The 26,115-nt window shown below is 66.7% G+C and carries 30 protein-coding genes; 14 read left to right on the top strand and 16 right to left on the bottom strand.

The window, feature by feature from the left end:
• Positions 1-58: 58 nt before the first annotated feature.
• Positions 59-1,510, top strand: a complete 1,452-nt coding sequence (locus MF607_RS11575; protein ID WP_242118833.1) for a M23 family metallopeptidase — start codon at positions 59-61, stop codon at positions 1,508-1,510.
• Here MF607_RS11575 and MF607_RS11570 read toward each other — a convergent pair whose 3' ends face one another.
• The 10 genes from MF607_RS11570 to hemE form a co-directional block, all read right to left on the bottom strand.
• Entirely contained in the window at positions 1,511-3,124 is a 1,614-nt protein-coding gene (locus tag MF607_RS11570; RefSeq protein WP_242118831.1) for an ATP-binding protein, read from the bottom strand. It lies immediately after the preceding gene.
• A gap of 73 nt (positions 3,125-3,197) precedes the next feature.
• On the bottom strand, positions 3,198-4,124 hold the full coding sequence (locus MF607_RS11565; RefSeq protein ID WP_242118829.1) for a ParB/RepB/Spo0J family partition protein: 927 nt from the start codon (positions 4,122-4,124) through the stop codon (positions 3,198-3,200).
• Entirely contained in the window at positions 4,121-4,900 is a 780-nt protein-coding gene (locus MF607_RS11560; RefSeq protein WP_056457743.1) for a ParA family protein, read from the bottom strand. Before MF607_RS11560 ends, MF607_RS11565 begins: the two co-directional genes overlap by 4 nt.
• Positions 4,897-5,517 carry a 16S rRNA (guanine(527)-N(7))-methyltransferase RsmG gene (gene rsmG / locus MF607_RS11555; protein WP_242118827.1) on the bottom strand — a complete coding sequence of 207 codons (621 nt, stop codon included), beginning with the start codon at positions 5,515-5,517 and terminating at the stop codon, positions 4,897-4,899. Before rsmG ends, MF607_RS11560 begins: the two co-directional genes overlap by 4 nt.
• A complete protein-coding gene (gene mnmG / locus MF607_RS11550; protein ID WP_242118824.1) occupies positions 5,514-7,340 on the bottom strand; it encodes a tRNA uridine-5-carboxymethylaminomethyl(34) synthesis enzyme MnmG in 1,827 nt (608 codons plus the stop codon). The genes rsmG and mnmG overlap by 4 nt, the downstream gene beginning before the upstream one ends.
• A gap of 21 nt (positions 7,341-7,361) precedes the next feature.
• On the bottom strand, positions 7,362-8,672 hold the full coding sequence (gene mnmE / locus MF607_RS11545) for a tRNA uridine-5-carboxymethylaminomethyl(34) synthesis GTPase MnmE (RefSeq protein ID WP_242118821.1): 1,311 nt from the start codon (positions 8,670-8,672) through the stop codon (positions 7,362-7,364).
• Positions 8,662-8,892 carry a DUF6489 family protein gene (locus MF607_RS11540; protein WP_242118819.1) on the bottom strand — a complete coding sequence of 77 codons (231 nt, stop codon included), beginning with the start codon at positions 8,890-8,892 and terminating at the stop codon, positions 8,662-8,664. Before MF607_RS11540 ends, mnmE begins: the two co-directional genes overlap by 11 nt.
• Before the next feature lie 368 nt (positions 8,893-9,260).
• Positions 9,261-10,517: a transcription termination factor Rho gene (rho, locus tag MF607_RS11535; protein ID WP_242118816.1), complete on the bottom strand. Its 1,257-nt coding sequence runs from the start codon at positions 10,515-10,517 to the stop codon at positions 9,261-9,263.
• A 141-nt stretch (positions 10,518-10,658) separates the two neighbouring features.
• Entirely contained in the window at positions 10,659-11,114 is a 456-nt protein-coding gene (locus tag MF607_RS11530; RefSeq protein ID WP_242118814.1) for a CopD family protein, read from the bottom strand.
• Positions 11,111-12,139, bottom strand: coding sequence for a uroporphyrinogen decarboxylase (hemE, locus tag MF607_RS11525; protein WP_347340883.1), 1,029 nt, complete (start codon positions 12,137-12,139; stop codon positions 11,111-11,113). Before hemE ends, MF607_RS11530 begins: the two co-directional genes overlap by 4 nt.
• Before the next feature lie 313 nt (positions 12,140-12,452).
• On the opposite strand from hemE, the gene MF607_RS11520 reads away from it, so the two are divergent.
• The 11 genes from MF607_RS11520 (at position 12,453) to MF607_RS11470 (ending at position 19,270) form a co-directional block, all read left to right on the top strand.
• On the top strand, positions 12,453-13,271 hold the full coding sequence (locus MF607_RS11520; RefSeq protein ID WP_242118812.1) for a pyruvate, water dikinase regulatory protein: 819 nt from the start codon (positions 12,453-12,455) through the stop codon (positions 13,269-13,271).
• On the top strand, positions 13,268-13,864 hold the full coding sequence (locus MF607_RS11515; protein WP_242118810.1) for a Maf family protein: 597 nt from the start codon (positions 13,268-13,270) through the stop codon (positions 13,862-13,864). The genes MF607_RS11520 and MF607_RS11515 overlap by 4 nt, the downstream gene beginning before the upstream one ends.
• A complete protein-coding gene (aroE, locus tag MF607_RS11510; RefSeq protein WP_242118807.1) occupies positions 13,861-14,670 on the top strand; it encodes a shikimate dehydrogenase in 810 nt (269 codons plus the stop codon). Before MF607_RS11515 ends, aroE begins: the two co-directional genes overlap by 4 nt.
• A 70-nt stretch (positions 14,671-14,740) precedes the next feature.
• The gene (gene coaE / locus MF607_RS11505; protein WP_242118805.1) at positions 14,741-15,337 is read left to right on the top strand and encodes a dephospho-CoA kinase; all 597 of its coding nucleotides are present in this window, start codon (positions 14,741-14,743) and stop codon (positions 15,335-15,337) included.
• Between the two features lie 7 nt (positions 15,338-15,344).
• Positions 15,345-16,031 (top strand): DNA polymerase III subunit epsilon, encoded by a 687-nt coding sequence (gene dnaQ / locus MF607_RS11500; RefSeq protein ID WP_242118803.1) that lies wholly within the window; start codon positions 15,345-15,347, stop codon positions 16,029-16,031.
• Between the two features lie 58 nt (positions 16,032-16,089).
• The gene (gene hpf / locus MF607_RS11495) at positions 16,090-16,689 is read left to right on the top strand and encodes a ribosome hibernation-promoting factor, HPF/YfiA family (protein ID WP_066692624.1); all 600 of its coding nucleotides are present in this window, start codon (positions 16,090-16,092) and stop codon (positions 16,687-16,689) included.
• Between the two features lies 1 nt (position 16,690).
• On the top strand, positions 16,691-17,158 hold the full coding sequence (locus MF607_RS11490; protein WP_242118801.1) for a PTS sugar transporter subunit IIA: 468 nt from the start codon (positions 16,691-16,693) through the stop codon (positions 17,156-17,158).
• Entirely contained in the window at positions 17,118-17,609 is a 492-nt protein-coding gene (locus MF607_RS11485; protein ID WP_242118799.1) for a PaaI family thioesterase, read from the top strand. Before MF607_RS11490 ends, MF607_RS11485 begins: the two co-directional genes overlap by 41 nt.
• Positions 17,606-17,941, top strand: a complete 336-nt coding sequence (locus MF607_RS11480) for a DUF1491 family protein (RefSeq protein ID WP_242118796.1) — start codon at positions 17,606-17,608, stop codon at positions 17,939-17,941. The genes MF607_RS11485 and MF607_RS11480 overlap by 4 nt, the downstream gene beginning before the upstream one ends.
• Positions 17,942-18,093: 152 nt before the next feature.
• On the top strand, positions 18,094-18,711 hold the full coding sequence (locus tag MF607_RS11475; RefSeq protein ID WP_242118795.1) for a cell wall hydrolase: 618 nt from the start codon (positions 18,094-18,096) through the stop codon (positions 18,709-18,711).
• Positions 18,712-18,772: 61 nt separating this feature from the next.
• A complete protein-coding gene (locus MF607_RS11470) occupies positions 18,773-19,270 on the top strand; it encodes an MmcB family DNA repair protein (RefSeq protein ID WP_242118793.1) in 498 nt (165 codons plus the stop codon).
• A gap of 39 nt (positions 19,271-19,309) precedes the next feature.
• Here the strand turns inward: MF607_RS11470 and MF607_RS11465 are convergent, their stop codons facing one another.
• From MF607_RS11465 to MF607_RS11440, 6 genes are all read right to left on the bottom strand, one after another.
• Complete coding sequence (locus MF607_RS11465) at positions 19,310-20,071, bottom strand: TIGR02186 family protein (protein WP_242118790.1); 762 nt, start codon at positions 20,069-20,071, stop codon at positions 19,310-19,312.
• On the bottom strand, positions 20,068-20,982 hold the full coding sequence (locus tag MF607_RS11460; RefSeq protein WP_242118788.1) for a sulfite exporter TauE/SafE family protein: 915 nt from the start codon (positions 20,980-20,982) through the stop codon (positions 20,068-20,070). The genes MF607_RS11465 and MF607_RS11460 overlap by 4 nt, the downstream gene beginning before the upstream one ends.
• 47 nt (positions 20,983-21,029) lie before the next feature.
• A complete protein-coding gene (locus MF607_RS11455; RefSeq protein ID WP_242118786.1) occupies positions 21,030-22,007 on the bottom strand; it encodes a hypothetical protein in 978 nt (325 codons plus the stop codon).
• Positions 22,004-23,380: a glycosyl transferase family protein gene (locus tag MF607_RS11450; protein WP_242118783.1), complete on the bottom strand. Its 1,377-nt coding sequence runs from the start codon at positions 23,378-23,380 to the stop codon at positions 22,004-22,006. Before MF607_RS11450 ends, MF607_RS11455 begins: the two co-directional genes overlap by 4 nt.
• Positions 23,381-23,631: 251 nt before the next feature.
• The gene (locus MF607_RS11445) at positions 23,632-24,141 is read right to left on the bottom strand and encodes an RcnB family protein (protein ID WP_242118781.1); all 510 of its coding nucleotides are present in this window, start codon (positions 24,139-24,141) and stop codon (positions 23,632-23,634) included.
• 244 nt (positions 24,142-24,385) lie between these two features.
• Entirely contained in the window at positions 24,386-24,862 is a 477-nt protein-coding gene (locus tag MF607_RS11440) for an outer membrane protein assembly factor BamE (protein ID WP_242118779.1), read from the bottom strand.
• 116 nt (positions 24,863-24,978) lie between these two features.
• Here MF607_RS11440 and MF607_RS11435 point away from each other — a divergent pair, with 116 nt between their 5' ends.
• Positions 24,979-25,491, top strand: coding sequence for a ubiquinol-cytochrome C chaperone family protein (locus MF607_RS11435; RefSeq protein ID WP_242118777.1), 513 nt, complete (start codon positions 24,979-24,981; stop codon positions 25,489-25,491).
• Positions 25,488-26,006: a YceD family protein gene (locus MF607_RS11430; RefSeq protein WP_242118775.1), complete on the top strand. Its 519-nt coding sequence runs from the start codon at positions 25,488-25,490 to the stop codon at positions 26,004-26,006. The genes MF607_RS11435 and MF607_RS11430 overlap by 4 nt, the downstream gene beginning before the upstream one ends.
• The last annotated feature ends 109 nt before the right edge of the window (positions 26,007-26,115 follow it).

The following is a 26,115-nucleotide window of genomic DNA, read 5'->3' as shown; positions in this document are numbered from 1 at the left end:
TGCCTTCACAGGGGGATCGGAACGGGCCGGGTCGGGCGGCCGAAACTGGGGGCTACAGGTGTTCCTGCGTACCGATGAAGGACTGGAACTCGCCGGCGGCACCAGTGCGCTGCGCTTCGGTCGTGCGCCGGTCCTCGCCGCCCCCGCAGCCGCATGGCGCGGCCGGATCGATTCGTTCGACTGGACCCCCGATCTCGGCGCCGACATCGGATCGCGCGACTGGTGGCGCGGACTGGCCAGCTGTACCGCCCTGTGCGGTGCGGTGTGGATGTTGTCGCCCGGCTTCGACCGTCCGATCTACAGCGCCGTCCCCGCCGCACTCGATGGCAGCGCACTCGACGAAGCCCGCAGCCTCTCCTTCGGCGCCAGCGCGCTCGGCGGCACGAGCGGCATGCGCCTTGCCGCGACGTCGCGGGTCCGCCCGCTGGCCAACACCCCCGAACGGCCGATCGTGGAAGCGACCGCGACGCTCGGCAGCGGCGTGGCCGGCGCATTGCAGCGCACCGGCGTCGGCGCGAGCGAAGCGCAGCACGTTGCGAAGATGATCGCCAGCCGTGTCGATCCTGCCGAACTGATGCCCGGCACCCGGCTCGACATCACGCTCGGACGACGCGAGACGCCGAGCCTGCCGCGCCCGCTCGAACGACTCGCCTTCCGCGCCAAATTTGATCTGGCGCTCGAAGTCGTCCGTGAAGGCGGCACCTTGCGTCTTGATGCCCGGCCGATCGCCATCGACCATACGCCGCTGCGTATTCAAGGGCGCGTCGGTGCCAGCTTGTATCGTGCCGCGCGCGCCGCCGGGGCGCCGGCCAAGGCGGTCGAATCCTATATCCGCACCGTTTCCGGCCTCGTGCCGATGGGTCAGGTCGGACAGGAGGATCGTTTCGACCTGATCGTCGAACAGGCCCGCGCCGCCACCGGCGAGGTCCAGCTCGGCCAGCTCCTCTATGCCGGGCTCGAAGGACGCCGCGACGTCCGCCTTGTCCGCTGGCAGGATGGCAGCCGCACCGAATGGCTCGATTCCAAGGGGGTGGGCGAGCGCAAGGGGTCGATGATCTGGCCAGTCGCCGCGCGCATCTCCTCGAATTTTGGCTGGCGCGTCCATCCGGTGCTCGGCTTCAAACGCCTGCACAAGGGCATGGACTTTGCCGCCGCCTATGGCAGCCCGATCCGCGCCACCACCGATGGCCGTGTCGCGATCGCCGGACGGCATGGCGGCTATGGCAATTTCGTAAAGCTCGACCATGGCGGCGGCCTCGCCACCGGCTATGGCCATATGAGCCGGATCGTCGTAGCGCCCGGTACCCGCGTCGCCCGCGGTCAGGTGATCGGCTATGTCGGGTCGACCGGCCTGTCGACCGGGCCGCATCTTCATTACGAATTGTGGAAGAACGGCGTGGCGGTCAACCCGCGCTCGGTCGCCTTCGCCACGGTGCAGCGGTTGCAGGGCGAGGAACTCGGACGCTTCCGGGCGCTGGTCAATCGCCTGATGGGCGTCACCGCGCGCTGATCAACGTCCGGTTCGCCAGCGGCGGATGGTGCGTTCGACCATTGCCTCCTCGCCCCCCGATTCCTGCCACAGCGACGTGAACGACGGCGAACCCGATGCCGGGCAACGTTCGGCCTCCAGCGGATCGAACGCGACGCGGATCGGCGTCGTAACGCCTTCGCCGACGATGATGCATTCGCGGTTGCGCAGCGCCGGGATCGCGTCGAGAAAGCCGCGCGCATCTTCCGGCATCGCCGCACGCACGAACGCCTGATCGCGTTCGTTGTTGAGCCGCATGGTCAGGATCGTGCCGCATTGCGACAACACCCCTTCGGCAAGGTCCGAGGGTCGCTGCGTAATCAGACCCAGCGAGACGCCATATTTGCGCCCCTCCTTCGCGATCCGGCTGAGGATGTTCGCCGCCGCCGAATTGGTTCCCGACCGTTCGTTCGGCACGTACCGATGCGCTTCCTCGCAGACGAGCAGGACCGGTCGTGACGCTTCGCCGCGCGACCATAGCGCGAAATCGAACACGAGCCGGCTCAGCACCGCGACCACGACCGAGGTTATCTCGGACGGCACGCCCGACACGTCGATGATCGAGATCGGCTTGCCCTGCGCCGGCAGGCGGAACACGCGCTTGACGAACGCCGCCATCGTGTCGGCGACCAGCATGCCCGAAAACATGAAGCTGTAGCGGGGGTCGCCGCGCAGTTCCTCGATCCGGGCCTTCAGCCGCAGGAACGGTGCATTGTCGCTGGCACGGTCGAGCCGTGCCATTTCCGCCTGAACGATGTTCGACAGGTCGGTCAGCAGATAGGGGATCGGCGTATCGACGGTCAGGCGCGCGACCTCCTGCGCCATGCGACTCTTGCCCTTGGCGGCGAGCAGGCAACGGGCGAGAATATCCGCCTCCACCTGGCGCGCGGCGCCGCCGGGTGACAGCAGGATATCGCAATGTTCCTGGAAATTGAGCAGCCAATAGGGAAGCTGCAGGTTCGTCACGTCGAGCAGTTCGCCGGTACCGACGAACGCCGCGCCATATTCGCCGTGCGGGTCGATCACGACGATATGTCCGTGCGGACTGGCCTCACAGATCCGGTGCAGGATCAGCGCCGCCGAGGTCGACTTGCCGGTGCCGGTCGATCCGACCAGTGCGAAATGCTTGCCGAGCAGCGCGTCGACATACAGGGCGGCATGCATGTCCGGCGCCATATGAACGCGGCCGACGGTGATGTGCGGCCGATCCTGCTTGGCATAGATCTGCCGCAGCGCGTCGCGCGTCACCGGATAGACCGGACTTCCCGGCAGCGGATAGCGCGTCACCCCGCGTCGAAACCCGCGCAGTCCCTGCGTCGGTTCGGGCTGATAGGCTTCCCCCATCAGGTCGACATTCGCGACCAGATTGATACCGTCATCGGCCAGCCGGATCGACCGGATGGCGGCAATGATCCACATCCGCCCGACCTGCATCGTCACCAGCGAACCCACCTGTCCGACCTGTCCGACCGGGTCTTCGGGGTCGCTCGCCAGCGCCTGTAGCGTCGGCAGGTCGAGCAGCAGGCGGCTCGACGCGCCGGCGATGTCGAGCAGAACCCCGATCGGTCCCGCCGCATCGGTCGATTCGGCCGCCATGGGAATGGACGATGGCGGGCAGGTGTGAAGCGTCATGCCCGCCAAGATATTGGCCGACCGTAAATTTTGCGTGTCAGATCCGCTCGCCGCTCAACCTTTGGCAAACCATGTCGAGCTGACCGAGCGTCGAATAATTGACGGTGATCGTCCCGCCCTTCTCACCAAAGACGATATCGACCTTCAGCCCCAGCACGTCGCCCAGTTGCCGCTCCAGCGCACGCAGATCGGCATCGCTGGCGCCATCGCCGCCACCGCCTTCGTTCGCTGGACGCGGTGAACGTTGCGGCTTGCTGTCGCGCGGTTCGCGGGCGTTACGCGCCAGTCGTTCGGCATCGCGCACCGACAGTCCCTTGGCGACGACCTTCTCGGCGATCGTCTCCGCGCCGGGCACGTTGATGAGCGCGCGGGCGTGACCCATGCTCAACCGCTGGTCGCCGACCATGTCCTGGATCGGCTTGGGCAGTTCAAGCAGGCGCAGCAAATTGGTGACATGGCTGCGCGACTTGGCGACGAGGTTGGCCAACGCCTCCTGCGTATGGCCGAATTCGTCGATCAGCCGGCGATAGCCCTCCGCCTCTTCGATCGCGGTCAGGTCGCGACGCTGGATATTCTCGACCAGCGCGATTTCCATCGTTTCGGCATCGGTGAAGTCGCGAACGACCACCGGTACTTCATGCAGCCGCGCCCGTTGCGCCGCGCGCCAGCGGCGCTCGCCCGCAACGATCTGATAGCCCTTGCCGTGCGGTCGCACGACGATCGGCTGGATGACGCCGCGAGCGGCAATCGACTCCGCCAATTCGTCGAGCGCCGATTCATCGAAGAAGCGGCGCGGCTGTCCGGGCAATGGCAACAGGGCGGTGACGGGCATCTGCCGGACACCGCTCGGCGGGCTCGACGCGCGCGGGCCCGACCCTTCGCCATCGGGTTCGCCCAACAGCGAACTGAGCCCTCGGCCCAATCCCCCGGCGCGGGGGCGACGCGGTGCAGCCTGTTCGCTCATGCCGCCTCCGCCAGACCCGGCAGCCGCGCGATCACTTCGCGAGCCAGCGCGATATAGGCTTCCGACCCGGCACAGCGATAATCATAGATCAGCGCCGGCATGCCATGGCTCGGCGCCTCCGACAGACGAACATTGCGCGGGATCACCGTATCGAACACTACTTTCCCCAACACCGCGCGTACATCGTCCGACACCTGATCGGTCAGCCGATTGCGGCGGTCATACATCGTCAGCACCACGCCGAGGATCGCCAGCCCCGGATTGAACCGTCCGCGGATCCGCTCGACGGTGGTCAGCAACTGGCTCAATCCTTCCAGCGCAAAGAACTCGCATTGCAGCGGCACCAGCAACGCATGGCTCGCGACCATCGCGTTGATCGTCAGCAGCCCCAGCGATGGCGGGCAGTCGATCAGAATGACGTCCCACTTCCCGCCGCTCGCCTCGACCACCCGGTCGAGCCGATGGGTCCGCGCTTCGAACTCGATCAGTTCGATCTCGGCCCCCGACAAATCGACCGTCGCCGGCACGATCGACAGGCGCGGCACCCGCGTCGCGACGGCCGCCTCGTTCAGCATCATGTCGCCGACCAGCAGATCATAGGTCGAATATTCGCGATCGTTGCGACCGATACCGAGGCCGGTCGAGGCGTTACCCTGCGGGTCGAGATCGAGGATCAGCACGTCCAGTCCGGTCGCCGCCAGCGCGGTGCCGACATTGATCGCGGTAGTGGTCTTGCCGACGCCCCCCTTCTGGTTCGCGATGGCGATGCAAATCATGCTCGGCGCACTCCCCTTGCGACCACGATCGACGAGGTCGGATCGGTTACGCTATGTTCCACGTGGAACGATCCGGACCATTCGGTACCGGCCTCGGCGACCTCTTCGGCGGCCGAACGTCCCTTCGGCAACACCCATATCGTATCGGAGTCGCTATGCCGATGGCCGATTGCAAACAGCGTCGAAAGTTTCGCGACCGCACGCGCACTGATGATCGCGGCGGGACGGTCGGCAGCGAGTTTCTCGATCTTCGCCTGATGCACGACGACGTTGCTTAAGCCGAGCGTCTGGGCCATCTCGGTCAGCAGCGTCGCCCGCCGGGCGCGCGGTTCGACCAGCAGCACCCGCCGATCGGTCAGAATTGCCGCGACGATCCCGGGGAAACCCGCGCCCGATCCAATATCGATCCAGTCGCCGGTCGAAGCCTTGTCAGTCAGCGGCACCAGTTGCGCCGAATCGAGCAGATGCCGGTCCCAGATATGATCGACCGTCGATGCCGCGATCAGATTCTGATGCGCGGTTTCGACGACGATGCGCTCGGCGAAACGCGCCAGCAACGCCGTCCGTTCGCTGCCGAAACGCGACTCGATCCAGTCGCGCGCCTCTGCTTCGATCATGCCGCCAGCTTGCCCGACCGATGATGAAGCAGGATCGCAACCAGTGCGGCGGGCGTCACGCCCTGGATGCGCCCCGCTGCCGCCAAGGTTTCCGGCGCTGCCGATGTCAGCCGCTCGACCATCTCGTTCGACAGCCCCGGCACCGCGCAATAGGCGAAGTCGGGTGCCAGATCGACATGATCGACCCGCGCCGCCGCCAGTTCCGCCGCCTGCCGTTCGAGATACGGCGCATAACGCGCGTCCTCGATCAGTTCGCCAAGCACGTCGTCGTTGTCCGCGATACCCAGATGCTCGGGGACGATGCCGGCGACCAACAGCCAATCAGCGCCGCTCCGCGTATCGGTGCCGCTCACCGGCGCGCCTCTGGTCGCCAGCACGTTCGCGACGTGACGCTGCGCAAGCCGCTCGCGCAACGTCGCCCGGCGCTCGGTGCGGCCTTCCTGCTGCGCCCGGCGTTCGACCGACAATAGTCCCGCCGCCGCCCCGATCGCCCCGAGCCGGGTCGCCGCATTGTCCGATCGCAGATGCAGTCGGTATTCGGCACGGGCGGTCATCATCCGATAGGGTTCGGACACGCCCTGCAGCACCAGGTCGTCGATCATCACCCCGATATAGCTCGACTCGCGCGGCAGGATCAGCGGGTCCAGCCCGAGCGCAGCACCGGCCGCATTCGCCCCGGCGACAAGCCCCTGCCCGCCGGCTTCTTCATATCCGGTCGTACCGTTAATCTGCCCGGCGAAATACAGGCCGTCCAAGGCGCGCAACGCCAGCGTCGGCGTCAACGCGCGGGGATCGATATAGTCATACTCGACCGCATAGCCGGGCGCCACGATCTCGACCCGTTCGAGGCCGGCGACACTGCGCAGCATCGCCAGCTGCACATCGGTCGGCAGCGACGTCGACACGCCATTGGGATAGACTAGATGCGTGTCGAGCCCCTCGGGTTCGAGGAAAATCTGATGCCCGTCGCGGTCACCGAAGCGATGCACCTTGTCCTCGATTGATGGGCAATAGCGCGGGCCCCGCCCCTTGATCGAACCGCTGAACAGCGGCGACCGATCCAGCCCGGCGCGAATGATATCGTGCGTTTCGGGCGTCGTCCGTGCGATCGCACAGGCCAGTTGCGGCAGCCGCCGCGCGGGATCGGTCAGCGGCGACATCGTCCAGATATCGGCGTCGGACGGCTGCTCGGGCAGCGCTGCCCAGTCGATCGTCCGCCCGTCGAGCCGTGGTGGCGTCCCGGTCTTCAACCGTGCGATCGGCAACCCCAGGTCGCGTAGCTGCGCTCCCAATCGCGTCGCCGCGCGTTCGCCGGTCCGTCCGCCGATCGCCCGTTCCTCGCCCCGGAACATCGTTCCACCGAGGAAAGTGCCGGTTGCCAGAACGACGCTCTGCCCGGCGATTGTCGTACCATCGGCGAGTTCGATACCTCGTACCCGGCTGCCCCCGACCACCAGCGCGACGGTATCGCCGGCCATCACGGTCAGCTTGGGATGCGCGAGCAACGTCCGAACTGCAGCAGAATAAAGAACGCGATCCGCCTGCACGCGCGGCCCCTGCACCGCCGATCCCTTCGATCGGTTCAGCATACGGTGATGGAGCGCCGCTGCATCGGCTGCGCGTCCCATCAGACCGTCGAGCGCATCGATCTCACGGACGATATGCCCCTTGCCCAATCCGCCGATCGCCGGATTGCACGACATCGCCCCGATCCGCGCCGGCTCGAAATCGATCAACAGCGTCGTTGCGCCGCGTCGCGCCGCTGCCGACGCCGCTTCGGTGCCGGCATGGCCGCCACCTATCACTATCACATCAAAGGTCATGCACAGGTTCCACGTGGAACATCATTTGCCGATACAGAAGCGACCAAATAGATCGTCAAGAACGGCCTCGGTCGCGCGCATCCCGGTCAGAGCTGCGAATGCCTGCACGCCATAGCGCAGTTCTTCGGCGAGCAACAGCGGGTCCTGTTGCCGGCCCGCACGCATCAGCGCAGCCGCCGCAGTACCGGCATGTGCCGCCTGTCGCCGGTTGAGCGACAGGTCGTCGACCTTGGGTAGCAACGTCGCCGCGCGATCGACCAGTTGCTGCCACAGCCGGTCGAGGCCCTGCCCGGTTGTCGCCGATACGGCGATGCGGTCTGCCGGAACGGCGATGCGGTCTGCCGGAACGGCGATGGCGTCGCGAACGTCGCAACGTGGGTGAAGCGCGATCGCCTCGACCGGCGCAGGATCGTCGCCCAGCCACAGCACGATATCCGCCGTCGCCATCGACCCAGTCGCGCGATCGATCCCGATCCGCTCGATCGGATCGCTGCTGTCCTCGCGCAGTCCGGCGGTATCCAGAAACAACCATGCAATGCCGCTGCGGGTGACCGGTATCTCGATGACATCGCGCGTCGTGCCCGCCAGCGGGGACACGATCGCCGCCTCGCGCCCGACCAGCGCGTTCAACAGCGTCGACTTGCCGGCATTGGGGGGGCCTGCCAGCACCACCCGGATGCCGTCGCGCAACCGCTCGACCGGCGGTACCGCCAAAACCGCCGTGATCGCGTCGGCCAGCGCGGTCGCCTCGCGCCGGACCGACGTCAGCACATCGTCGCCGGCATCGACATCGTCCTCATCGGCATGATCGAGCACCGCCTCGACCATCGCCGACAGCCGCGTTGCCGCCGCACTCCATTCGGCCACCGTCCGCCGCAGCCGCCCGTCGCTGTTGGCCAGTGCCATACGGCGCTGCGCATCGGTCTCCGCCGACAACAGGTCGCCCAAACCCTCGGCTTCGGTCAGATCGATCCGGCCATGCGCCAAGGCCCGCCGCGTGAACTCCCCCGGTTCGGCAGCACGCAGCCCGTCGATCGCCGCCAACGCCCGTTCGACCGCAGCAACCACCGCCCGTCCGCCATGCAGATGCAGTTCGACCAGATCCTCTCCGGTCGCCGTTGCCGGTCCCGGAAACACGAGTATCAGCGCACTGTCGAGCAATTGCCCGTCCACGGGATCATGCAGCGCACGCACGCCCGCCCGGCGCGGCGGCGGCAGCTTGCCCGCGAGGCGGGTCGCCGCGTCGATCGCAGCGGCTCCCGAAATTCGCAGTACGGCGATGGCGGCGGGCGGACGCCCGCTCGACACCGCGAAGATCGTGTCAGCCGCCACGGCCCGCCGACTCGAACATCTTGCGCCAGAAGGTCATGCCCGCCTCGCCCATCGGTGCCCAGCTTTGCATCAACTGGTTGAGCAGTTCGGGACTGGCGCCCTTCTCCATCGTCTCGGTCAACATCGCGACATAGCGTTCATGGACCGGCGTGAAGTCGGGCAAGCCCATCGCGCGGCGCGCTTCCTCGGGGGTGCAATCGACTTCGACGTGGATTTTCATGGGAGCCTTCCCGATATGGTTTGTGGGCACGATAGGCGGAAAAGCTGTGGATGGCGATAAGCGAAGGCTTGTCCGTGCGATAGCGGGTCATCGCGCCACATTGCCGTTACTCCGGCATAGCGCGGGTTCTCGTTGCGCGCTCGGCTCCATCCTCCGCGAAAATGACGATGCCGGGTAAAGCAGTCGTCTGCGTACAGGGAGTTGGATGTCGATCGGCCCTGGATAAGACAACGCCCGCCTTCTCCTATTGAAAAGACGGGCGGGTCGTTGGTGGCGGACGCGGGCGAAGCCCGCGTCGTCGGTCGGGGCGCTGCCCCGCCGGCCGGATCGAATGCGGCAGGCAACGGCACGTTGCCTGCCGCATTCGATCACTGGTTCATGCTGTCGAAGAAATCCTCGTTGGTCTTCGAATTCTTCATCTTGTCGAGCAGGAACTCCATTGCGTCGATCGTGCCCATCTGCATCAGGATGCGGCGCAGGACCCACATCTTCGACAGCTTGGTCTTGTCGACCAGCAACTCTTCCTTGCGCGTACCCGACTTGCCGACGTCCAGCGCCGGGAAGATGCGCTTGTCGGCCACCTTGCGATCGAGGACGATTTCCGAGTTACCGGTGCCCTTGAACTCTTCGAAGATCACTTCGTCCATGCGGCTGCCGGTGTCGATCAGCGCGGTGGCGATGATCGACAGCGACCCGCCTTCCTCGATGTTACGCGCCGCGCCGAAGAAGCGCTTCGGCCGCTGCAATGCATTGGCATCGACACCGCCGGTCAGCACCTTGCCCGACGACGGCACGACCGTGTTGTAGGCGCGACCCAGACGCGTGATCGAGTCGAGCAGGATCACCACGTCCTTCTTGTGCTCGACCAGCCGCTTGGCCTTCTCGATCACCATTTCGGCGACCTGGACGTGGCGCTGCGCCGGTTCGTCGAAGGTCGAGGAAATCACCTCGCCCTTCACGCTGCGCTGCATGTCGGTCACTTCTTCGGGACGTTCGTCGATCAGCAGGACGATCAGGAACACTTCGGGGTGGTTGTCGGTGATCGCCTTCGCCATGTTCTGCAACATGACGGTCTTGCCGACGCGCGGCGGGGCGACGATCAGCGTGCGCTGACCCTTGCCCTGCGGCGACACGATGTCGATCACCCGCGCCGACTTATCCTTGATCGTCGGGTCGAGCTGATCGAGCGTCAGCTTCTGTTCGGGATAGAGCGGCGTGAGATTGTCGAAATTGACCCGGTGGCGGACCGCGTCGGGATCGTCGAAATTGACCGAGACCAGCTTGCTCAGCGCGAAATAGCGCTCGCCATCCTTGGGCGCACGCACCTCGCCCTCGACCGTGTCGCCGGTGCGCAGCCCATGCTTGCGGACCTGGTTCGGCGAGACATAGATATCGTCCGGCCCGGCCAGATAATTGGCTTCCGGGCTCCGCAGGAAACCGAAGCCGTCCTGCAGCACCTCGATCGTGCCGACGCCCATGATCTGCTCGCCATTTTCGGCGCGTGCCTTCAGGATCGCGAACATCAGGTCCTGCTTGCGCATCGTCGACGCGCCTTCGACGCCCAGCTCTTCGGCCATCGAGACCAGTTCGGCAGGGGCGTGTTTCTTTAAGTCTTTGAGATGCATCGGGGGGTGGTCCAGATCAGCGATGAGGAGGCAAGGTCGGCAGGAAAGGCGGACGCAAGCGGCTGGGACGGGCGCACCGAGGACCGGGCACCACTGTCGAAAGACCTAGGTCGCGGCTGGCTTCAAGTCAAGCACTGCCGCTCAGAACGGCTTCACCACCGCCAGTACGACCGCTGCGATTGCTGCCAGCGCGGGCAGTTCGTTCGCGAGCCGCAACTGCTTCGGCGTCAGTGTCGGCCGCCCCGCCGCCAGCTTCTTCGCATAGCCGACCGCCCAGCCATGATAGCCGCTCAGCAGCACCACCACCAACAGCTTGGCATGCAGCCAGCCCAGCCCGGCCCCGCCATCGAACAGCCCGACATTGGCCGCCAGCAGCAGCCCCAGCACCCATACGATCACCATTGCCGGGGTCAGGATCATCCGCTTGAGCAACGCCTCGCGCCGGATCCAGCGCGGCGGCTCGGCGGGATCGTCCAACCCTTCCTGATGATGCACCAGATAGCGCGGCAGCATGAACAGCCCCGCCATCCAGAAGATGACGAAGACGATATGCGCCGCCTTCACCCACAGATAGGCGCCGCCGAGAAACCCGCTCATGCCCCGCGCACCCGCGCCACCAGCCGTTCGACATGCGCGATCGGCGTATCCTGCTGGATGCCATGGCCGAGGTTGAAGACATGCGGCCTGTCGGCAAATGCCGCCAGCACCCGGTCGACCCCGGCGTCGAGCGCCCCGCCACCGGCGATCAGCAGCAGCGGGTCGAGATTGCCCTGCACTGGCAGACCCGTCGGCAGTTCGCGGTTCGCCCAGACCGGATCGACCGTCTCGTCCAGCCCGATCGCATCGACCCGCGTCTCGCGCGCATAGGCGGCGAGCTTGCCCCCCGCCCCCTTGGGAAAGCCGATGATCGGCACATCGACCCGTGCCCGCAATCCTTCGACGATCGCCACCGTCGGCGCGATCACCCAGCGTTCGAATTCGGCGGGGGCAAGGCTTCCCGACCAGCTGTCGAACAACTGCACCGCCTCGACGCCCGCCTCGACCTGACCGACGAGATAGTCGATCGTCATGGCCACGATCCGGTCGACCAGCGCCTGCACCGCCGCCGGATCGCCATAGGCCATACGCCGCGCCTCCGCCTGCTCGCGGCTGCCCTTGCCCGCGATCATGTAGGTGGCGACCGTCCACGGCGATCCGGCGAAGCCAAGGAACGTCGTCGCTTCGGGCAATGCCGCCGCGACGCCGCGCACCGTCGCATAGACCGGGTCGAGGATCGCCGCATCGGGTACCAGCGCATCGATCGCCGCCCGCGTCCGCAACTCGGGCGCAAGGCGTGGCCCCTCGCCGACCTCGAACCACAATTTCTGTCCCAGCGCGTTCGGCACCATCAATATGTCGCTGAACAGGATCGCCCCGTCGAACGCGAACCGGCGCAACGGCTGCAACGTCACCTCGGTCGCTGCGGCGGGGTCGTTGACCAGATCGAGAAAGCCCCCCTTCTCCGCCCGCAGCGCGCGATATTCGGGCAGGTAGCGTCCCGCCTGTCGCATGAGCCACATCGGCGGAACGGACAGCTTCTCGCCGGCAAGCACCCGGAGCAGCGGTTTCACGGGAAGGGACACGGTCAGCCTCGTCGCTCCTCTACTAATAAGTAGAATCTAATAGGGTTGTTGGAAGTGGTTGGGCGGTGGGTAACGGGGCTTATGGTGGATTACCCGAAATGCCAACAGATTGACGGCACGAAACCCGCACGAGTCCGCCGATTCACGTCGGTACATCCCCGTTATCCACAGCCTGTGCATGGAATCGCCACCTGTGTCGGGATTGTGGATAAGTCGGGATCGATCGGGGGCTTTTCCACAGCTTGGCGGCGGGGGCGAGTTACGCTAGCCCCTGCCCCCGACTTATCCACAGGCTTGTGCCGAAAGGCCCCCGATGCGGCTGCACCTCCACCTTCTGTCCGACTCCACCGGCGAGACGCTGGAGAATATCGCCAAGGCGGCGCTGGCGCAGTTCGACGATGTCGACACGATGCGCCATTTCTGGCCGATGGTCCGTTCCGAAGCGCATCTCGAACGCATCCTGACCGAGATCGCGGTCAATCCCGGGCTGGTGCTCTACACGCTGGTCAACCCGGCGATCCGCCGCATGCTGGAGGCGCGTTGCGCCGCACTGGGCCTGCCGATCGTCGCGCCGATGGACGCGGTCAGCAACGCGTTGTCGAGCCTGCTCGGACAGGAGGCGAAGGCACGACCGGGGCGGCAGCACAGCCTCGACGCCGCCTATTTCGCCCGGGTCGATGCGATCCAATGGACCATCGCCCATGACGACGGCATCGCGTCGGAGGACTGGGAAGAGGCCGATATCGTCCTGGCCGGCGTGTCGCGTTCGTCCAAGACGCCGACCTCGATCTATCTCGCCAATCGCGGGTACAAGACCGCCAACATCCCGATCGTCGTCGAAAGCCCGCCGCCGTCGATCCTGTTTCGCCTGCAACGTCCGCTGGTCGTCGGGCTGACCACCAGTGCCGACCGGTTGATCGCGATCCGGCGCAACCGGCTGCTGTCGCTCAACCAGATGCCCGACACCGATTATGTCGAACAGGATGCGGTGGTGCGCGAGCTGTCGTTCGCGCGGCGGATGTTCGCCGATAATGGCTGGCCGGTGATCGACGTCACCCGCCGCTCGATCGAGGAAACCGCCGCGGCGATCATTACCCTGTGCAACGAACGCCAGCTGGAGGCGCGCGCATGAGCTTCGTCCTCGCATCGATGAGCGCCACCCGCCGGGCGATGCTCGACGCCGCCGGCATTGCGCATGACGCGATCCCGAGCGGTCTCGATGAGGAAGCGGCCAAGGCGGCATTGGCCGGCGAGAAGCTGAAACCCCGCGACCTTGCCGATGCGCTGGCCGAGATGAAGGCGATGCGCGCCGCCACCCGTGTCGGCGGGGCGATGGTACTGGGTGGCGATTCGGTCGTCGCGCTTGCCGACGGGACCGTCCTCGACAAGCCGGTCGACCGTGCCGATGCCGCGGCGCATCTGCGTGCCCTGTCCGGCGGACGCCACGATCTGTTCAGCGCCGCCGTCTTCGTCGAGGGCGGGCGTCCCGTCTGGCGCCACATTGGTCATGCGAAGCTGACCGTCCGGCCGCTGTCCGACGCGTTCATCGATCGCTATCTCGACGTCGAATGGCCTGCGATCGCCGGCTGTGTCGGTTGTTTCCGGATCGAGGGGCCGGGCGTGCAGTTGTTCGACCGGATCGACGGCGATCACTGGACGATCCTCGGCATGCCGCTGCTCGAAATCGCGCGCTATCTGCGCCAACGGGGAATATTGCCCGCATGAAACCCTATGCCGAGGTGATCGGCGATCCGATCGCCCATTCCAAGTCACCGCTTATCCACAGCTTCTGGCTCGACCAGCTGGGGATGGACGCCGAGTATCGAACGTTCCACGTGAAACCGGACGCACTGGCGGCGTATTTCGACGCCCGCCGCACCGACCCCGACTGGCGCGGGTGCAACGTCACCGTTCCGCACAAGCTCGCGGCACTCGACCATGTCGCCGATCCAGGCGACGTGCGCGGGTCGATCGGCGCGATCAATACCGTGTTTCGCGGCGAAGGCGGCGCGTGGATCGGCACCAACACCGACGCCGCCGGGTTTCATGCGCCGATCGCCGGCCTCGACCTGACGAAGCAACCGGTGGCGGTGATCGGCGCCGGCGGTGCTGCCCGCGCCATTCTGTTCGCGCTGTCGAAGCTCGGGGTCGGCCGGGTGACGATCCTCAACCGCAATCCGCTCAAGGCTGCCGCGCTGCTCGCAGCGCTGGGCCTGAAGGGGGACGCCCTGCCCCTTTCCGCTCCGCTACCCCCGGCGAAATTGGTGGTGAATGCCAGCACGCTCGGCATGACCGGACAACCGCCACTCGATATCGATCTGACGCCGCTGCCGCAGGATGCGGTTGTCTACGACGCGGTCTATGCCCCGATCGAAACGCCGCTGCTGGCACAGGCGCATGATCGCGGGCTCGATACCGTCGATGGTCTCGAGATGCTGGTCGGACAGGCGGCGCTGGCATTCGAACTGTTCTTCGGCGTCGCCCCGCCCCGCGACCGAGACGAGGAACTGCGCGAACGGTTGCTGGCGTGAGCGCCCCGCCCCGCGCGACCCGTATCCCGGCCTGCGCCGGGGTACGGAAGCAGTGGAGCGGACTGGATCAATGACCCATATCCTCGGCCTCACCGGATCGATCGGCATGGGCAAGTCGACCGTCGCGCAGATGTTCCGCGACCTCGGCGTGCCTGTGTTCGATGCCGACGCGACCGTCCACGCGCTGCAGGGGCCGAATGGTCCACTGCTCCCGGCGATCGAGGCGGCCTTTCCCGGAACCACCAATCAAAGCGGGGTCGATCGCAAGGCACTTCGCGACCGGATCTTCATCGACCCGACGGCACGCAAACGTCTTGAATCGATCGTCCATCCGGCGGTCGCGGCGGAGCGGCAACGCTTCCTCGACGCCCATGCCACCGCCCCGTTGGTCGTGCTCGATGTACCGTTGTTGTTCGAAACCGGTGGCGAGTCGCGCTGCGACTCCGTCGCCGTCGTCACCGCCGCTCCCGCCGTACAGCGCGCCCGGGTCCTCGCCCGCCCGACCATGACCGAGGCGGCCTTTGCCGCGATTCTCGCGTCGCAACTGCCGGACGCCGAAAAACGCGCGCGCGCCACGCATCTTATCCACACCGACACCACGCTCGACGCGACACGGGCGCAGGTCGCCGCGCTCGTCGCTTGCATGGGGGGCGGCGAAGGCGGATAAGATCACCATGCGCGAGATCGTGTTCGATACCGAAACCACCGGCTTCAAATTTTCGGAAGGGGACCGGCTGGTCGAAATCGGCTGCGTCGAACTGGTCAACCGGGTCGAGACGGGCAATGTCTATCACGCCTATTTCAACCCCGGCCGGCCGATGCCGAAGGAGGCGGAGGCGGTCCATGGCCTGTCCGATGCCTTCCTGTCCGACAAGCCCGCCTTTCATACCGCGATCGACGATCTGCTGGCGTTCATCGGCGACAGTCCGCTGATCGCGCATAACGCGACCTTCGACTTCGGCTTTCTGAACGGCGAACTCGGTGCGTGCGGGCGCGATCCCATCTGCCTCTCGCGGATGGTCGATACGCTGGCGATGGCGCGCAGCCGCCATCCCGGCGCCAAGCATACGCTCGATGCGCTGTGCGTCCGCTTCGGTATCGACCGCAGTCGCCGCGTACTGCACGGCGCGCTGCTCGACGCGCAATTGCTGGCGCAGGTCTATGTCGAGTTGATGGGCGGGCGCCAGATCGGCTTCGGTCTCGACACGTCGCCGACGATCCTTGTCGAAACGGTCGACCGGATCGCACCATCGCGCGCCCGGCCGCCGCGCCATTTCGCGCCCAGCGCCGACGAACTTGCGGTCCACGCCGCCTTCGTCGCGACTTTGAAGGACCCGTTATGGGGCCAGTCGCCGACGTGAGGCGTTGACACCACCCGCTTTCAGCGGCTCACACGATTTCACAATGACGGAGGATTACATGGACATCCGGGTTTCGGGGCACCAGGTCGACACTGGGGACGCACTGAAGGAGATGGTCCAGGAGCGTCTCCAGGGCATCGCCGACAAATATTTCCAGCGCGCGATCTCGGCGACCGCGACCTTCAGCAAGGGGCCGCACGACAATGGTTTCGTCTGCGACATCGTCTGCCACGTGACGCAGGGGCTGGTCCTCAAGGGGCATAATAGCGGACAGGAGGCGCAGGGCGCGTTCGTCGGTGCCGCCGACAAGATCGAAAAGCAGCTGCGTCGCTACACCCGTCGTTTGAAGGATCGCAACGCCGCACAGGTCGTGGCGATGAACGAGGCCGGCGGTTACGACAATGGCTTCGACAATGCCGGCTACACCGTGTTCGGCGGCAGCGAGCAGGAGGAAGAGGAGGTCGCCGACGCCCCCCTCATCATCGCCGAGACGCGGGTCGACGTGCCCGATGCCAGCGTCTCCGACGCGGTGATGATGCTCGATCTGCGCAACACCAACGCGCTGCTGTTCAAGAATAGCGGCACCGGGTCGTTCAACATGGTCTATCGCCGCCATGACGGCACGATCGGTTGGGTCGAGCCCAATCGCGCAGCCTGACTTGTACGATTTTCATGATCTTGTGACTCCCGAAACGGTGCTGGCGGACTACGCCGCCGGCACCCGCAAGGCATTGTTCACCCACATCGCTTCCGTCGCCGAAACGGTGACGGGGGTCGATGCGAAGTCGCTCGCCGATCGCATGGCCGATCGCGAGAAGCTGGGTACCACCGCCTTTGGTGGCGGCATCGCCATTCCCCATGCCCGGCTCGATCGGCCGGGTGCGGTGCGTGGCGTGTTCGTCCGGCTCGCCCGCCCGATCGATTTCGGCGCGGTCGACGAACTGCCGGTCGACCTGATCTTCGCGCTGTTCTCGCCCGCCGATGCCGGTGGCGATCATCTGAAGGCGCTGGCGCGCATCTCGCGCGCGCTGCGCGATACGGCGTTCCGCGCCAAATTGCGCGGGGCGGGATCGGCCGACGCACTCTATGCGCTGCTGTCGGGTGTCGAGGCACGTGACGCCGCCTGAGACGCCCGCCGGCGAGGCGGCGCATTTCCGGGCGTTGGAGGCGCTTTACGCCGCCGCCCCGATCAACCGCCTGTTCGATTCCCGGCTGGAAATCGTCGAGGCCGGGCTGGCGCGCATTCATTTCACCATCGACGAACGCCATTTCCATGCCGCCGGTGCCGCCCATGGTACGACCTATTTCAAGATGCTCGACGACGCCGCCTTCTACGCCGCCAACAGTCTGGTCACCGATCGCTTTCTGCTGACGACCGCCTTCAACCTGTTGCTGCAACGGCCGCTCGGTCCCGGGCGGGTGATTGCCGAGGGGCGCTGGGTCAGCGGCAAGCGGCGGGTGTTCATCGCCGACGCCCATCTGATCGATGGTGACGGCGAGGAAGCGGCACGCGGTACCGGCACCTTCATGAAGAGCCGCATTCCGCTCGCCACCCTGCCCGGCTACGCCCAGCCATGAACGATTGGCCGACGGCGCTGCGCGTCAACGCCTTCGCGCGGGCTGTGGAGCAGGCCGGCGGGAGCGCGATGATATTGGCGAAGGGCGACCGCGACTCCGGCATCATCCTGTTGCTGGCAATCGACCGCGACGGCATCGCCCGCCTGTTCGAACGCGAACGCGACCTCGACGGACGGTCGCGCATCGTCCGGCGCAAACCGGATATGGTGGGTGAAGCGGCGCTGACCGACTATTGGCAGGGGCGCCGCGCCCGCGACCCGGATTTATGGGTGGTAGAGGCGATCGTCGCAGCAGTCGAACCGTTGGCCGCTGAAACGCTGTGGGCGAATTGACCTGTTAACCTTTGGAGCCGTACCCGCGCTGCAACGAAGATCAGCGCTGGACCGGTCAGGGTTTCGATCGGTGGCGCAGTCGGGGGGCAGGCGCACGGGTTCCACGTGGAACGGGTTTGGCGTGCCGGTTCACCGCACGACAGTGACGACGGATGAAGCTGCGCTTCCCCATGGCGGTTCTCGCCGGCATGTCCCTTTTCGCCGGCTTGGGCGCACCACTATCGGCCGAGGAAACCGCCTCGCCCGGACGTGTCACCAACCTGTCGACCCCGGCAAAGGTTCCGGTGCAGTTCGCCGCTCCCGCTGAAATCGTTCAGGAAATTGCCAAGCCCGCCGTCGCTACCGATATCGATGCGGATTTCTCGACGCTCGACGCTGCTGTCGCTGCCCAGACCGCCACGATCGACGACGAAGAACTCAACTGCCTCGCCATCGGCGTCTATTACGAGTCCAAGGGTGAACCACTTGCCGGCCAACTCGCCGTCGCCGACGTCATCCTCAACCGCACGACCTCGGGCCGCTTTCCCACCTCGGTATGCGGCGTGCTGACCCAGCGCGGTCAATTTTCCTTCGTGAAGGGCGGTCGCCTGCCCGACGTCGACACGAGGCGCCCGGCGTGGAAGACCGCGGTCGCCATCGCCCGTATCGCCGCGCAGGACCTGTGGGACAGCCCTGCCGAAGGCGCGTTGTTCTTCCATGCACGCCGCGTCAGCCCGAAATGGAACCACACCCGCGTCGCATCGCTCGGCAATCACGTTTTTTATCGCTGACGGGTGATCGGTACGGCGGAAGGCGCTTCCATCGTTCGCATAATGTTCCTATGATGCGGGCATGGCCAGCCTAGCCCTCGGCGCCCTGCCGCCCGCGCCCGACTCCCATCCACTGATCGCTGCCGAGGTTGCCCGCGGCGTCACCCGCATGCTGCTGGCGCATGATCTGACCGCGATGGCCGAAGTCCCGCTCGACGGTGGACGCCGTGCCGACTTGATGGCGATCGACTCGCGCGGACAGATCGTCATCGTCGAGATCAAGGTTTCGCGCGCCGACCTGCTCGGCGACGGCAAATGGACCGATTATCTCGGGCATTGCGACCGCTATTTCTGGGCGGTCCCGGCCGGGTTCGACGTGGCGCCGCTCGGCGGGGAAGCGTTTCTGCCCGACCGCACCGGCATCATCGTCGCCGATCGCTACGAAGCGACCATCTTGCGCGAGGCGTCGACCACCCCCCTGCCCGCCCATGTCCGCAAACGCTGCACCCTCGCCTTCGCCCGCCGCGCCGCCCGCCGCCTGATCGGTGCGATCGATCCCGAGGCGATCCAGGGCTTCTGAGAACCGGCTAACGATCCGCGCATCCCCGTCGAGAACCGCTCAGAAGCGCCGCCACAGCGCCCCCGCCGCCCAGCCGAACCCGACCGACAACAACACCGCCGCCAGCCCGTACAGCACCGACGCCTGTTCCGCCGCGATCGCCACGAACCGTTCGAACCCCGATTTGCGGATATCGATGTCGCGCACCGCAGCGGCCAGTACCCGTCCGTCGCGGATCAGGAACGTCTCCGCCGTAAATTTGCCGACCGGTACGCGCGCCGGAATGGTGATGGTCGCGCGGTACAGCACGTCGTCGGTGATCTCGACCGCGCTCGGCGCCTCGACATACAGGCCGGCGCGTTCCCTGAGGGCGACGAAACCCTTGGCGAAGCGCGCCTGATCCTCCGCCGATGTGCCCGCCGATGGCGACAATTGCAGGCTGTCGAGCCCCAGTTCGTAGATCGCCCGGGTGCGGTCGTCGACGATCCGCTCGATCGGCCGGGCTGATGCGATCGCGTAGAAGGACGGCGCGGAGCGGTAGCGCATCCGGTCGGCATTGACCCAGATTCCGGCAACCTTTTCCTTCTCGCGAACGACGATCGATTCCGGCGGACCCTTCACCACCACCACGACCTCTGCCGGGGTATCGCCCTGCGGGACCCGTCCGCCCGGATAGAGGATCGCCCCGAACAGCAGCAGCTCGGCGCCGGTGAAGCTGTACGCGATCCGCACGTCGCGGGTCGACACGTCGGGGACCAGCACCGGCGCCGCCGCCGCCATCGTCAGCGGCGCGACCAGCGCGAGGGTCAGCGCCCGCTTCATGCCGGCTGTACCGTGTAGATTTCGTCGGGCCGCCATCCGAGTCCCAGCGCCATGCGGAACGCCACCGCCAGCACGATGATCGCCAGCGCCAGCCGCAGATATTCGGGCTTGGCCCGTTGCGCGAAGCGGGCGCCGATCTGCGCGCCGGTCACCGATCCGATCAGCAAGAGCACCGCCAGCACGATATCGACCGCCTTGGTCGTCAGCGCATGGACCATCGTCGCCGCTGCGGTGACGAACAGGATCTGGAACAGCGAGGTACCGACCACCACCCGCGTCCCCATGCCGAGCAGATACAGCATCGCTGGCACGAGGATGAAGCCGCCGCCCACCCCCAGCAGCACGGTCAGGATGCCCGTCGCAAACCCCAGCAGCAACGGCGCGAAAGGCGAGATATACAGCCCCGACGCATAGAAGCGCCAGCGCAGCGGCAGCGCTGCGACCAGTGGATGGTGCCGCCGCCGGGCGGCGCGCGGCGGGATCGCGCCACGCAGCACCCGCACCGCGCCGATTGCCTCCTTCAGCATCAACCCGCCGATCGACCCGAGCATCACGACATACAGGATGGCGATGACGGTATCGATTTGGCCACTCGATTGCAGCAGGCGGAAAATGCCCGCCCCGGCGATCGAGCCCAGCACGCCGCCCGCGACCAGCACCCATCCCATGCGGAAATCGACCCCGTCGCGCCGCAGATGCGCGAACACCCCCGACACGCTTGCCCCGGTCACCTGGCTGGCGGCCGATGCGGCGGCGACGGTCGGCGGAATGCCGTAGAAGATCAGCAGCGGCGTGGTCAGGAACCCGCCACCGACGCCGAACATCCCCGACAGAAACCCGACCCCGCCGCCCAGCAGGACGATGACCAGCGCATTGACCGACAGGTTGGCGATGGGAAGGTACAGATCCATGGCGGTCCCGGTTACCGCGTTCGCGGGCTGACGGCCAGTCGCTGCCCTCAAAAGTCGCTGCCGAGCGTCAGCGCCAGTCCCGACCCCGGCATTGCCTTTCCCACCACCCGCTGCCGCCAGTCGAGCGACAGCCGCACCGCCTGTTTGCCGAGCGGCAGGACCGCGACCGCCGACGGCCCGATATCGACCCGCGCCCCTTCGCGCTGTGCGACGCCCCAGCTGCCGACCCCCAGCCGCAATCGCCCCGGTCCGATGCGGTAGAGCACCCGCGCTGCGCCATCGGCATAAGGCTGCGTCCCCGACCGCAGTACGACCCCCGCCTGGCCATAGCCCTCGACGACGATCCGCTCGCCGATCGCCCGGTCCATCCCGGCAATCATCCCCAGCCCAGTCCCGTCGCCGCCCCGGTCGAGTGCGATCCGCCGCTCCGCCACAATCGCCAGCGCGCCTCCGCCCGGTCGCCATTCGACGCCGAACGCCGCCTCGCTCCCCTGCCCCGCCAAGGGCGCGGCGATCCGTCCGACCAGCGCGACCCGATCGCGTGCATTGACCGGCAGCCGCAGCCGCACCCCCGCCTGCCCGCCGCCCAGTTGCACCGGTCCGCCGGTCGCCGATCCGCCGCGAACCGCGATCCACGCGCTGCCCCGCAGCCCCGGGCGCGCCGCCCCCGGCGGCAGATCGGGTCGCGGCAAAACGGGATCGCCTGCAGCCGCCCCGCCCGGCTTCGATACCGCCGGCCCGACCGGTGCGACCAACGCGAATTCCACCCGGTCCATCGGCGCCGCGGCGGGCCGGGTAATTGGCCGTTGTGGATAAACCTGTCGAAAAACCGGTGGAAAAGCAGTGCGAAGTTTCTCGTGGGCGGGTACGGGCGCCGCCACGACGTTCGGCATCGCCAACCCGGCCGCTTCCCGCGTCACGATTTCGACCGCATCGGGCAACAGCAGCACGACGCGCATACCGACCCAGCCGAACAGGACGATGGCGAGAAACCGGACCGGTCGTCCCCGTCCCGGCGCCATCATGCCGGCAGGTCGGTCGGAAAATGATGCGCGGTCTTGTCCCAGCGCACCGGCTGCCCGCGCAGCAGCGCCGCATAGCGCAGCACCGCCCGCCGCGCCGCAAACAGCGCGACGAAGTTGCCGACGAACACGCGCGGGATCGATCGCAACGCCTCGCGCCGGCCATAAGCGCGCCGCACCATGGCGAACCGGACCGCCATCCGCCACGCGAACAGCGCGACATTGGCGTACAGCACCCACAGCATGTCGCGATCGATCGCCGCCGGCGCGCTGCCGCGCCACTTATGCACCGCTTCGTCCAGCCCCCACGCCACCAGTGCGACATAGGCGGTCGCCAATATCGGGATCGCGAGGATCGTCCGCCGGTCGCGCATCCGCATCCAATGGTCGCGCCAGCCACGATGCCAGCCGGTACGATCCCATCCGGCAAGGGCGATGCCGGTCATCCAGCGCGCCTTCTGCCGGATCGCGGTGGCCAGCGTCGCCGGGAAATAGGCGCGCACCGCCACCGGCGGTCCGTCCGGCGTTTCGAGCGCCCGGACGAACACCCCCCGCCCGCCCAGCGCCCGGACGGTCAGGCCCAGCTCATAATCCTCGGTCAGGCTGGCATCGTCGAACGGCAGACCGCCGCGCGCCTCGGCAATCCGCGCCAGCATCGCGATCGAGATGGCGCAGCCGACGCCCGCGAACGGCAGTCCCGCGCCCAGCGCGTGGCGCACCGGCAATTGCCGGCCATGGGCCTCGGCGAACTCGTCGATATAATGGCCCGATACCCATCGCGACGCCGGGTCGGGCAGCGGCAATACCGGGATCTGCACCGCATCGGCATGGCGCAGCATATGGTCGTACAGCCGCAATTCGCCGGGATGCACGACATCCTCGGCATCGTGGAGCACGATCGCACTGAACGCCCTGCCCTCCACCGCGCCGTCGGCCAGGACCGCGCGCCACAGCGCGTTGAGGCAGTCGGCCTTGGTGGTGGGACCGGGGCGCGGGGTCAGCACCAGCCTGACCCGGTCGTCTTCCGCCGCCACTGCCGCGATCGCGGCGATCGTCGCCGCGTCATTGGGATAGGCACCGGCATAGAGCCGCCAGTCGGGATGATCGAACCGGCCGAGCGTCGCGCGCAGCATCGCGCCGATCACCGCGGCCTCGTCCCATGCCGGCACCAGCACCGCGATCCGCCCGGTACAGGTCGCCGTCGGAAAGTCGGCCATCACCGGGACTGTGGACCCACGCCACCGCCGGCGGATCGCGCGCACGACATAGGCAAGATCGACCGCCAGGTCGTCGATGCCGCCGATCAGGAATCCGATCGCGGCGAACAACATGGTTTCGCGCGCAATGCCGTCGATCCACGCGACCGCCGCGTCCATTTCAGCCCCCGATGATGCCCCGGTGGCGACGCTAGGCAGACGGCGAACGACCCGACAAGCAGCCTCACCCTAAAGCACGAAAGGTCTGGTTAAGATTTTTGTGCGTTGCAGTTGAACCGTTGCGAGTCCCGGACGTTCGCAAAACCGGTCCTAAATCCCCTTTCGGGACTGGTGCCCCCGCGCACCGGCCGCGCCGAGCGTACCGACGGCGCGGCCGAACCGCGGGCTGGGTCTGGACCCAGCCCGTTGCTTTACCAATAGAAGTTGCGGACCACGTCTATCACCCGTCCACGCCGGGTATCGACCAGCACTACATCGTCATAATGGCGGACCCAGCGCTGCGCCCCACGGGCCGGCGGCAGGCGATAGCGGCCGGGATCGCTTACCCAGTAACGCTGTCCGTAAAAGGGACGACCGACCGCAGCGCCGGGGCGAAATGCCTGATAGCGGAACGGCGCGTTCCAGTTGCCCCGCGCATACAGGTTGCGATGCCCGTTGCGATAACCGCGCCACTCGTCGCGCCGCCATTGGCGTTCGCGCAACGTTTGCCGATAGTCCGCACGCGCCCGGTTCAGGTCGCGGCGCTCGTCGCGAATGTCGCGCCGGCTGCCATGGCGCAGGGCCTGTCGATATTCGCGCTGGGCGTCACGATAATCGGCCCGGTCGCGGCGCAGTTCGCGTGCCGATTGTGCGGCGGCGGGTGCGGCCATGGTCGGCACGGCGACCGTCGCGGCCAGCACGGCGAGGATGATCTTACGCATATACTCTCTCCCGTCCTCGGTGGATGACGACGGGATGCCCGAGTCGCGCTGAACGATCGGCGAATGCGGTTGTCAGCTTTTTGAAAGGGTTGAAGCCAGATTGCCTTCACCCCGCCGCAAAGCCGTCATTCCAGCGTAAGCTGGATCTCCCCTTGATGGTACGGGACAAGGGCCGCGAGAAGCCCCAGCCTTCGCTGGGGCGACGTATCAGCGGCAGGATCGCGACCTTGCGATCAGACAACCCTTATTGCTGGCCCGGCCCCGGTCCACCCGTACCCGGCGCGCCGACCGTGCCGATATTGCCGAACAGATCGCTGAAGAAGTTCGATTCGCGGCCCAGCGTCGGCGTCTTCTTGTCCGACGGGCTGATGCCGACGACCTGATCGATGCCGGTCCGGTCGATCTTGGTCACGTTGCCGGCCTGGTCGAAGGTGATCTTCAGCGTCGTCTGATCGACGGCGCGCGGACGGTTGAACGCGAGGTTGCGGCTGTCGCGCGACAGATAGAACCATTCGCGATCGGAAAACTGGCCGACAAAGGTGGGCGTGCCCAGCGTCTGCAACACCGACTGGCGGGTATCGACCCCCGGCTGCACCGCATTGACCAGATCGGGATCGATGACATAGCCCTGATGGCTGCGCAGCTTCGTGCAGCCTCCCAGGCCCGCCGCGGCACAGGCGATCATCAGCGCCACTGCGCCACGGGTGGGGAAGCGAACCATAAAATCTCCGTCCAGCGAACGCGCGACCGGGCCACGCCCGATTGCATCGCGCGGCCACGCGTTCAATATGACGGACCCGCGTTATCCACAAGCGCGCCCTTGTCTGCCGGAGAGTCATGCGCCTGCCACGCCTGTTCCGCCGCGCGCCGCCCCCACGGGTTGCCGCCACCCTGTACGACGCGGTCGTCGCGCGCGGGCGGCAACCGCATTGGTATCTGGACGGACAGGTGCCCGATACGCTCGACGGTCGGTTCGACATGATCGCCGCCATCCTCGCGATGGTGATGCTGCGACTGGAGGGAGAGGGGGCAGGGGCGGCGCCCGCAGCGTCGCTCGCCGAATGTTTCGTCGACGACATGGACGGGCAGCTTCGCCAGATCGGCTTTGGCGACATGGTCGTCGGCAAGCATATCGGGCGGATGATGGCGATGCTCGGCGGGCGGTTGGGCGCGTATCGCGACGGGCTGGCCGATGGATCGCTGGAGGCGGCATTGGTCCGCAACCTCTATCGCGGTGTCGAACCCGATGCCCATGCGCTCGTTTACGTGGCTGCCCATCTGCGGCGGCTGCGCGCCGCGCTCGATACCGTGTCCGTCGACGATCTTCTTGTCGGAAAGCTGCCCGAATGATCCCCGAATTCCACCGCCCCATCCGCATCGACCAGATCGGCGAGGGGGAAACCCGCCAGCATATCACGGCGGATGCCGACGAACGTCGCCGGCTGATGGGCCGATTCGGCCTGCTCGCGCTCGATTCGCTCGCGGCGGACTATAGCCTGCGCCGCGACGCCGCCGGCATCGTCGCCACCGGCCGGTTGACGGCACAGGTCGCGCAACCCTGTGTCGCCAGCGGTGAGCCGGTGCCCGAATCGGTCGACGAACCCTTCACCCTGCGTTTCCTGCCCGAAGGCAGCGTGGAAGGCGGCGAATTCGAGCTGGACGACGAAGCGATGGACACGATGTTCTACGCGGGCGCATCGATCGACCTCGGCGAAGCCGCCGCCGAAACGCTGGCGTTGGCGCTCGATCCCTATCCCCGCAGCCCGCATGCCGAGGAAGCATTGCGCGCAGCCGGCGTGCTGAAGGAGGAAGAGGCGGGGCCGCTGTCGGCGTTGGGCGGGTTGAAGGACCTGCTGAAGAAATAAGGGTTCACGCGAAGGCGCGAAGGGGGGGGCGCGCAAAGGCGCAAAGGACGCAAAGATGGTCCGCTCGCTGCGCCAGCAGCAATTACCTCCCGACCATCCAGGCGCTTCA

The sequence above is a fragment of the Sphingomonas lacusdianchii genome, from assembly GCF_022664395.1.
In the GTDB taxonomy this organism is placed as follows: Bacteria; Pseudomonadota; Alphaproteobacteria; order Sphingomonadales; family Sphingomonadaceae; genus Sphingomonas; species Sphingomonas lacusdianchii.
Note: the sequence above shows the minus strand (reverse complement) of the source record. Positions and strands in the feature narration are given on the sequence as shown.